This is a genomic window from Ensifer sp. 22460 (genome assembly GCF_052044935.1).
In the GTDB taxonomy this organism is placed as follows: Bacteria; Pseudomonadota; Alphaproteobacteria; order Rhizobiales; family Rhizobiaceae; genus Ensifer.
Genome location: NZ_JBQENZ010000062.1, coordinates 1 through 7,712, shown reverse-complemented (window position 1 = coordinate 7,712; position 7,712 = coordinate 1). Strand labels below are relative to the sequence as shown.

Annotated in this window: 8 protein-coding genes; 1 reads left to right on the top strand and 7 read right to left on the bottom strand. The window is 59.8% G+C overall.

Annotation, left to right across the window (positions count from 1 at the left end):
• From nirB to ACTJKM_RS35830, 4 genes are all read right to left on the bottom strand, one after another.
• On the bottom strand, positions 1-2,082 hold a 2,082-nt coding region (gene nirB, locus ACTJKM_RS35845; RefSeq protein ID WP_440661878.1), incomplete at its 3' end, for a nitrite reductase large subunit NirB.
• A gap of 16 nt (positions 2,083-2,098) precedes the next feature.
• Positions 2,099-3,361 carry an MFS transporter gene (locus ACTJKM_RS35840; protein WP_058325800.1) on the bottom strand — a complete coding sequence of 421 codons (1,263 nt, stop codon included), beginning with the start codon at positions 3,359-3,361 and terminating at the stop codon, positions 2,099-2,101.
• A gap of 311 nt (positions 3,362-3,672) precedes the next feature.
• Positions 3,673-4,890, bottom strand: a complete 1,218-nt coding sequence (locus tag ACTJKM_RS35835; RefSeq protein ID WP_058325799.1) for a CmpA/NrtA family ABC transporter substrate-binding protein — start codon at positions 4,888-4,890, stop codon at positions 3,673-3,675.
• Positions 4,887-5,489 carry an ANTAR domain-containing response regulator gene (locus tag ACTJKM_RS35830; protein WP_058325798.1) on the bottom strand — a complete coding sequence of 201 codons (603 nt, stop codon included), beginning with the start codon at positions 5,487-5,489 and terminating at the stop codon, positions 4,887-4,889. The genes ACTJKM_RS35835 and ACTJKM_RS35830 overlap by 4 nt, the downstream gene beginning before the upstream one ends.
• A 942-nt stretch (positions 5,490-6,431) precedes the next feature.
• Between ACTJKM_RS35830 and ACTJKM_RS35825 the strand changes: the two genes are divergently transcribed.
• Complete coding sequence (locus tag ACTJKM_RS35825; protein ID WP_197423391.1) at positions 6,432-6,581, top strand: hypothetical protein; 150 nt, start codon at positions 6,432-6,434, stop codon at positions 6,579-6,581.
• A 164-nt stretch (positions 6,582-6,745) separates the two neighbouring features.
• Here the strand turns inward: ACTJKM_RS35825 and ACTJKM_RS35820 are convergent, their stop codons facing one another.
• From ACTJKM_RS35820 to ACTJKM_RS35810, 3 genes are all read right to left on the bottom strand, one after another.
• The gene (locus ACTJKM_RS35820) at positions 6,746-7,045 is read right to left on the bottom strand and encodes a DUF6522 family protein (RefSeq protein WP_156436769.1); all 300 of its coding nucleotides are present in this window, start codon (positions 7,043-7,045) and stop codon (positions 6,746-6,748) included.
• Positions 7,042-7,215 carry a hypothetical protein gene (locus ACTJKM_RS35815; RefSeq protein ID WP_156436768.1) on the bottom strand — a complete coding sequence of 58 codons (174 nt, stop codon included), beginning with the start codon at positions 7,213-7,215 and terminating at the stop codon, positions 7,042-7,044. The genes ACTJKM_RS35820 and ACTJKM_RS35815 overlap by 4 nt, the downstream gene beginning before the upstream one ends.
• A 16-nt stretch (positions 7,216-7,231) precedes the next feature.
• Positions 7,232-7,712, bottom strand: a 481-nt coding sequence (locus ACTJKM_RS35810; RefSeq protein ID WP_440661877.1) for an RrF2 family transcriptional regulator, incomplete at its 5' end; no start/stop codon positions are given.

Here is a 7,712-nt window from a genome sequence, read left to right as displayed (position 1 = left end):
GACGCCGATATCCTTGCAGGTGGCTTCGGCACAATTTCGCGGACAGCCGGAGACCGCCATCTTCAGCTTGGCCGGCGTCCACGAGCCCCACATGAACTTTTCGATGCGGATGCCGAGCCCCGTCGAATCCTGAGTACCGAAGCGGCACCAGTCGGAGCCGACGCAGGTCTTCACCGTGCGCAGCCCCTTGGCATAGGCCTGGCCGGAGACGAAGCCGGCCTTGCCGAGATCCGCCCAGACCGCCGGCAGGTCTTCCTTCTCGATGCCGAGCAGGTCGATGCGCTGGCCTCCCGTCACCTTGACCAGGGGGATATCGAACTTGTCGACCACGTCGGCGATCGCCCGCAATTCCCCGGAATTGGTGACGCCGCCCCACATGCGCGGCACCACCGAATAGGTGCCGTCCTTCTGGATATTGGCGTGGACGCGCTCGTTGATGAAACGCGACTGGTAGTCGTCGGCATATTCGTCCGGCCAGTCGCAGACGAGGTAGTAGTTGAGCGCCGGTCGGCACTTGGCGCAGCCGCAGGAGGTCTTCCACTCCAACTCCTGCATGACGGCCGGAATTGTCTTCAGACCCTTGGCCTTGATCAGCCGGCGAACATCGTCATGGCCGAGTTCGGTGCAGGTGCACATCGGCTGCACGGCGGCCGGATTGTAGGTGTCGCCGAGCGTCAGCGTCATCAGTTGTTCGACAAGGCCGGTGCAGGAGCCGCAGGAGGCGGACGCCTTGGTATGGGCACGCACGTCGTCAAGCGAGGTCAGGTTCTTTCCGGTGATCGTCGAGACGATCTTGCCCTTGCAGACGCCGTTGCAGCCGCAGATCTCCGCATCATCCGGCAAGGCTGCAACGGCCGCCATAGGGTCCAGCGGGGACCCTCCCTGGTAGGCCTGACCGAAGATCAAGGTTTCCCGCATATCGGAAATATCGGTCTGCTTCTTCTTGAGATCGTTGAACCAGGCACCGTCGGCCGTTTCTCCGTAGAGCACCGTGCCGATGATGCGGTTGTCCTTCAACACGACCCTCTTGTAGAGGCCGCCCGCTGCATCGCGGAGCACAATCTCCTCGCGGTCATCACCGTCGGCGAAATCGCCAAGCGAGAACAGGTTGATGCCGGTCACCTTCAGCTTCGTCGGGGTATCGGAATGGACGAAGGCAGGCGAGCGATCTCCGGCCAGATGCGATGCTGCGACGCGAGCCATCTCGTAGAGTGGAGCGACGAGACCGTAGACCATGCCGCCGACCTCGGCGCATTCGCCGAGCGCCATGATGTCCCCATCGGAGGTCATCATACCGTCGTCGACGACGATGCCGCGGTTGACCGCAAGGCCAGCGTCCTTGGCTATGCCCGCGTTCGGTCGGATACCGACTGCCATCACCACCAGTGTCGCCGGGATGATGCGGCCGTCGTCGAGCTCGATGCCCTCGACCTTCCCGTCGCCAATGATCGCCTTCGTGTTGGCCTTACAGATGACCTTGATGCCGCGATCTTCGACAGCCTTCTGCAGCAGATAACCGGCAGCCGGATCGAGCTGCCGTTCCATCAAGGTCGGCATGACGTGCAGCACGGTGACGTCCATGCCACGCGAGGCAAGGCCGGCTGCCGCTTCAAGCCCGAGCAGGCCGCCGCCGATGACCACCGCCTTTTCGCGCGACTGGGCCGCAAGCAGCATGGCCTGCACGTCGTCGAGGTCGCGGTAGGTAATGACGCCGGGCAGATCCTTGCCGGGCACCGGAATGATGAAGGGGACGGAGCCGGTCGCGATCACCAGCTTGTCGTAACTCTCGATGACGCCGTGGTCGGAAGTGACGGTTTTGGCATCACGATTGATGGCGACGATCTTGTGCCCCTTGTAGAGGGTGATGCCATGCTTGATGTACCATCCGTCGCCATGGATGATGATTTCTTCGTAGTCCTTCTCGCCCGACAGCACCGGCGACAGCATGATGCGGTCGTAATTGACGCGCGGCTCGGCGTTGAAGATCGTGACCTGGTACTGCTCTGGGGCCTGTTCGAAAAGGTGCTCCAGCATGCGTCCGGGCGCCATGCCGTTGCCAATGATGACGAGCTTTTGAGTCATGATTCCAGTTCCTAGGTTAGGCAGTTGCCGTGGCGGTTGCAGAATGCGCCCGACGTTGCATCCGCGTTACGGACACGTGCATCCAGATGAGAGAGATCGCGACGATCGCAAAAAGCAGCAGAAAACAGCTCGACCAGAGGCCGGTCATGTCCTTGAGAAGGCCGAAGGCGATTGGGAGCAAGAAGCCGCCGAGGCCACCCATCATCCCGACGATGCCGCCGACGGCACCGACGTTCTCCGGATAATAGGCCGGGATGTGCTTGTAGACGGCGGCCTTGCCGAGGCTCATGACGAAACCGAGCACGAAGACCGTGACGATGAAAACGGCAGGCGTAATGCCGAAGGCATGCCCCTCGCTCGCTGCCGGCAGCGACAGGATCAGTGTAGCCACCGCAGAGACGCCGAGCATCCAGTACATGACCGTGCGCGCGCCCTTGCGGTCAGAAAGCATGCCGCCGAAGGCGCGGAAGATGCTGCCTGGGATGGAATAGGCGGCGGCAACCATGCCTGCCACGGCGATATCGAAGCCGTAGACGCCGACGAGATAACGCGGCAGCCAGAGCGAAAGCGCGACGAAGCCGCCGAAAGCGAAGAAGTAATAGAGCGAGAAGCGCCAGACCTGAATGTTCTTCAGCGGAGAAAATTCCTGCAGAAGGCTCTTGGATACGACGCCGCGATTCCGGCGCTCACGAAACGCAGGATCATCGGTGGTCGAAAACCAGAAAATGATTGCTGTTGCGGCAAGCACGAGGGCCCAGATTTCGGCAACTGTCTGCCACCCCCATGCGATCAGCACGAAGGGTGCTGCGAACTTCGTCACGGCGGCGCCGACATTGCCCGCGCCGAAGATGCCGAGCGCTGTTCCCTGTCTTTCCGGCGGAAAGAACGGTGAAACGTAAGCAACGCCGACCGCAAAGGATCCGCCGGCGAGACCGACCCCGAGGCCCGCAATGAGCATTTCCGTGTAGGTCGTGGCGTAGCTCAGCAGGAAGGTCGCCAGTGCCGATGCCAGCATGGTGAGCGTGTAGACCAAACGACCACCATAACGCCCGGTCCAGATTCCAAGGACGAGACGGACGACGGAACCAGTCAGGATGGGCGTGCCAACCAACAAGCCGAATTGCGCCTCGGAGAGGCCGAGATCCTGCTTGATGCGAACGCCGATGATCGCAAAGATCGTCCAGACCGCGAAACAGACCGTGAAGGCACCCGTGGAGATCCACAGTGCTTTCGCGGGTTCGCCGGTATACATCGAACAGCTTTTCTTAGAACTAGACATGACTTCTCCGTGGCCCGACAAGGTCGTGCCCATGAAACGTTGAGGGTCAGAAATGCGGAAAGGGGCACGTCAGGTGCCGAGTACGAAAGTACTCGGAATATCCCGCTCAGCGACTTTGCGTGAAGCGCCCGTCGTTGGACGCTGTGCGGCCTCTCGGCTCAGAAATTACAATGCAAGGGCCGTGCCAGTTTCAGAATTGGTATGGTTTCGCGCCTTTTTGGCGGAATCCTGCCCAACTGGACTGAGGCAGTGGCCAAAAACATCGGCTGACGGCGCTAAAAATTGTGCACTGCACAGTTTATGAGCAGAGCTCACGGCTGCTTTTGGGCAGACAGATATTCGTCGATGCAATCGGGATCAAACAGGTTTCCGTCGAAGAATCCGTCAGGACCGAGCGTCAATGCGCCGCTGGAGCCGACCGGAGTCTCCATGCCCAACGCACCTTCGACCTTGGAACTTGCAGCGGGCATGGCGATACCCAATGACTTCAACGCGCTTCGGTAGATGTCTGGCCTATAGGTATTGCCCGCGACCCGCTGATGGGGCCCGGTATGTTCGATCTGCCCCCAGCGAACCATCTGAGTGTAGAACCAGAGTGCATGGCTCTTCCATGGAAAGGTAGCGGCTTTAGCGTTCGGGACAAAAAAGTCCTTCACAGTCTGTTTGTAACGCAGGCCAATTTTGAGTTCTCCCGTCAGCGCGGGTCGCAGCCATTCCGCAGACTTGTTTATGTAGGCGTCTCCCGAGAGCAATCGGGCAAGTTCCTCATGATTGCCCGGCTCGGCGCACCAGACGGACGCATTGTAGATCGCTCTTAGCAGAGCGGCGAGCGCTTCGGGATGACTATCAGCCCAGCGTGCGTTGACGCCGAGCACCTTTTCCGGACTGGACTTCCATATCGCTGCCTTGACGGTCGCGAGATGCGCTCCCCGTTTGAGAACGCCAAATGTGTTCCAGGGTTCGCCGGCGCAATAGCCGTCAATTGTCCCGTCTTTCAGTGCGTTGCCCATATCCGCGGGAGGCAGCGTTACAATTTCGACCTCGCGTTCGGGATCGATGCCACTCGCCGCAAGCCAGTACCGCAGTTCGTAATTATGCGCGGAGTAGGGATGCACGACCCCGAACCGAAGCCGGTCGCCTGCCCGTTGTGTGATCACTTTCCGTAACGCGTCGCCGCTTGAGCGGGCATCGAGGTCAGCGGTCGCACCGTTGTCGATCATCTGCCACCAAAGGCCGCCCGACACAGTGATGGCATTGCCGCCGAGCCCCAGCGCCATTGGAACGATCATCCGCGGTGCAGGCGCGGTCAGCCCGAGATTGCAGGCAATCGGCATGGGCGCAAGAATGTGGGCTACCTCGAAATGTCCGACAGCCAGCCTGTCTCGGACTGTTGCCCAGGATCGTTCACGCACGAGCGTAAGGTCGATCTGCTCGATTTCCGCAAAGCCCTTCTCTTTGGCGACGATCAGGAGAGCGCTATCGAGAAGTGGCAGGAAGCCCGCCGTGATTTCATGCCTGTACTTCTTCATACATCAGCTCCGGGATCGAGCAGGCTTGCCGCGGTGATAAGGCTTTGAGCGATCTCGACGATTTTCCGATTCTGACCCATGGCCGTTCGCCGCAATAATGCATAGGCCTCTTCTTCAGATAGCCCCCGGGTGCGCATCAGCACCGCTTTGGCCCGGTCGATCAACTTGCGGTTTTCCAACTCGCCACGCGCTTCTTCGAGCTCCCGGCTCAGTCGCGAAAACGCATTGAAACGGCTAATTGCCATTTTGAGGATGGGGCGCACGCGTTCCTGCTTCAGACCGTCGACAATGTATGCAGAGACGCCTGCGTCCACAGCCGCTTCGATCGATGCTTCGTCGGACTTGTCGACGAACATCGCGATAGGTCGTTTTACCGCACGTGATATCTGGAACATGCTTTCCAACATGTCCCGGTTGGGATTCTCGAGATCGATGACGATGACATCGGGGTCGATCTCGGTGATCTTCCTGGCAAGTCCATTCATGTCGGCAATGATTGTCACCTGAACATATCCTGCATCCCGCAACCCGTCTTCAATGACTGATGCGCGAATGCGGTTTTCATCGATGACCAGTACGTTGAGGCTGCTAGGTTTCATGAAGCCGACGACATAAATTTGCTGACATTCAAATTCGAGCCTGCGGTTGATGGAAGTAAACTGCGCAAAAAAAGAAGCGTTCGACTACCGCGGGTCGACGCTGGAGCACCCTACCTCTCGGATATCGAGCAAGCCATCTCTCCCTTCCGGAGAATTACAGTCCAACCAGCGTTGCTGATGTACGTTGGCGGCAAATCTCACGAAAGGGAAGGTCTGATTTCCCGGTTTGGGTACGCTTCCGAAAAAAGGGTTGTTGGGGAGCAGTCTTTCAAGTCGCGGGCGACCCTAAACCTGGCCGCTTTCGCTCGCCGCTTTTAGCATTTTCATCGCCACAACGGCTATCGCGTGGTTAGCAGGTGGGCACGTGTCGAGCCGGTCGCGCAGCATGAAAGTGGCGATGAAAAGGCCTGAGCCAACAACAGCGCGTAGCCCCCGAGTATGACCCCCGCACGGTACCACGAAATTCAGTTGCGGTGCAGCGCCGAGGATGACCGGCACGCTCCAGGAGACAATCGAAATCACGCCGCACCCTATCAGCGAGACCGGCAACTTGTCTGGGACTAAGCGGCGCGCAGGAGCGGCGGTTTGGGTTGAACAGGGAAGGCACCGCGCCACTCAAGATGGCTGGCCCGTTGGATTGGTCGTAAACAAACCAAACATCCAGGTGTGGACGTGGGGTGACTATAGCGTTGAACATTCGCATGGTCTGGGGGCGCCGGATGACTACGAGCCTGAACAGTAACCATCCGTGACAGTGCTGCCGACGTTTCCTGCATAAGAAGCCGGTTTCATCCGCCCGTTAGAAAACATGTGCTGGTTGGCGCGACATGGCTCCCGCTCGCCGTTCGCCAAGATTATCGCCCAGTGGCAGAGCGGTATTTTGTCACGTCGCATCCTCGCGTTAATGTGGTATTTAATATGCTACATTAACGGAGAACGCCCATGGATACGGACGAAGTACGCAAGCCCTTGGCTTTTTCTGGCGAGCAGGTGAGCGGCAGAGATCTCAATGGCAGCAGCCTGATGCCGATGCTTGTCGTCGGGCTTGTGCTGGTTGCAATTGGCTACGCGGCCGTGATGATCTTTGTCTAGGCAGCCGTTTCAGGGGGGGGACGGGGCGTAACCTACGAGGCGGGCGCCTCTTAAATGCGCTCCACTGGATAGGGGAACTGGAGCAGAGCCAGGCTGGTTGGCGGGCCACCGTAGAGAGGCTGCCTCCGGGACGTCAGCGGCCTATTGCAGTTGGTGGCCTGTTTCTACCGCTGCGCGGTGTGTGGGATTGTGGGAAGAACGTCTACGCGCTGCGTCCTGACTGAGCCGTCCGCCTCGACGATTGCCTGCCAGCGCCGATTGCCGCAGCGCACAGAAAGGCGCCAGCGGCCGTCATCCTCTCCTACCCCGCGTTCCACACGGGAGGAGACCAGGCCGCGGCGCATGTAGTCGCGCAAGGTTTGCGTCGGCCAGCTGAAGCGTGCCGCAAGCATCTCTGCCGGCAACAGGAATTCGCCTGCTGCATCGCGGGAAAGAACGAGCGGCTGAGTGTTGATTTCCATCATGACAGCGTCTCGCGCGCAGTCGGCGCAACGAGCAAGGAACTCTCGCCGCCGTCGAAGGCGATGGCAAGGCGAACGCAATGGACGATGCGAGGCGCCCGGTCGAGCAGGTGCATGGCGAACTCCAGCGGATGCGGCATGTGGAGCGCAGCAATCATCAATCCCGATACCATCCAGTCCCCCTTCGTCTCACGCGGCGTTCGCATTGATGTCGAGCAGCGGGCCGAGCGCCGCCCGGTTCCGCACGATGTCGGCTAGCGTATACTTGTCGAGCACGGCGAGGAACGCGCCTAGCGCCTCGTGCAGCATGCCTTTGAGCTGACAGGCTGGCGAAATCACGCAGCTGTGCCCTCCTGCTTGCATGCATTCGGCCAGCGCGAACTCCTCCTCGGTCGCTCGCACCAGCGCGCCAACAGCGATCTCCTCCGGTGTCTTCGCGAGCCGGATGCCGCCCGCACGCCCGCGCGTCGTTTCGACGATTCCGAGGTCGCGCAAAGTCTGCGCCACCTTAAGGAGGTGGTTGCGTGAAAGCCCATAGGCTTGCGCCACGTCATTGACCGTGCATGTGCCGTTCCGTCGCGTCGCGGCGAAGATCAGCATGCGCAGGGCATAGTCGGTGTGGAGTGTCATTCGCATCGTCGCAGTGAATTCCATAAAGTGGTATTTTGTG

Coding starts and splice junctions, on each gene's coding strand:
- ACTJKM_RS35820 (WP_156436769.1), bottom strand. CDS start 7,045: ATGATGGAAATCAACACTCAGCCGCTCGTTCTTTCCCGCGATGCAGCA.
- ACTJKM_RS35825 (WP_197423391.1), top strand. CDS start 6,432: ATGGATACGGACGAAGTACGCAAGCCCTTGGCTTTTTCTGGCGAGCAG.
- ACTJKM_RS35840 (WP_058325800.1), bottom strand. CDS start 3,361: ATGTCTAGTTCTAAGAAAAGCTGTTCGATGTATACCGGCGAACCCGCG.
- ACTJKM_RS35830 (WP_058325798.1), bottom strand. CDS start 5,489: ATGAAACCTAGCAGCCTCAACGTACTGGTCATCGATGAAAACCGCATT.
- ACTJKM_RS35815 (WP_156436768.1), bottom strand. CDS start 7,215: ATGGTATCGGGATTGATGATTGCTGCGCTCCACATGCCGCATCCGCTG.
- ACTJKM_RS35835 (WP_058325799.1), bottom strand. CDS start 4,890: ATGAAGAAGTACAGGCATGAAATCACGGCGGGCTTCCTGCCACTTCTC.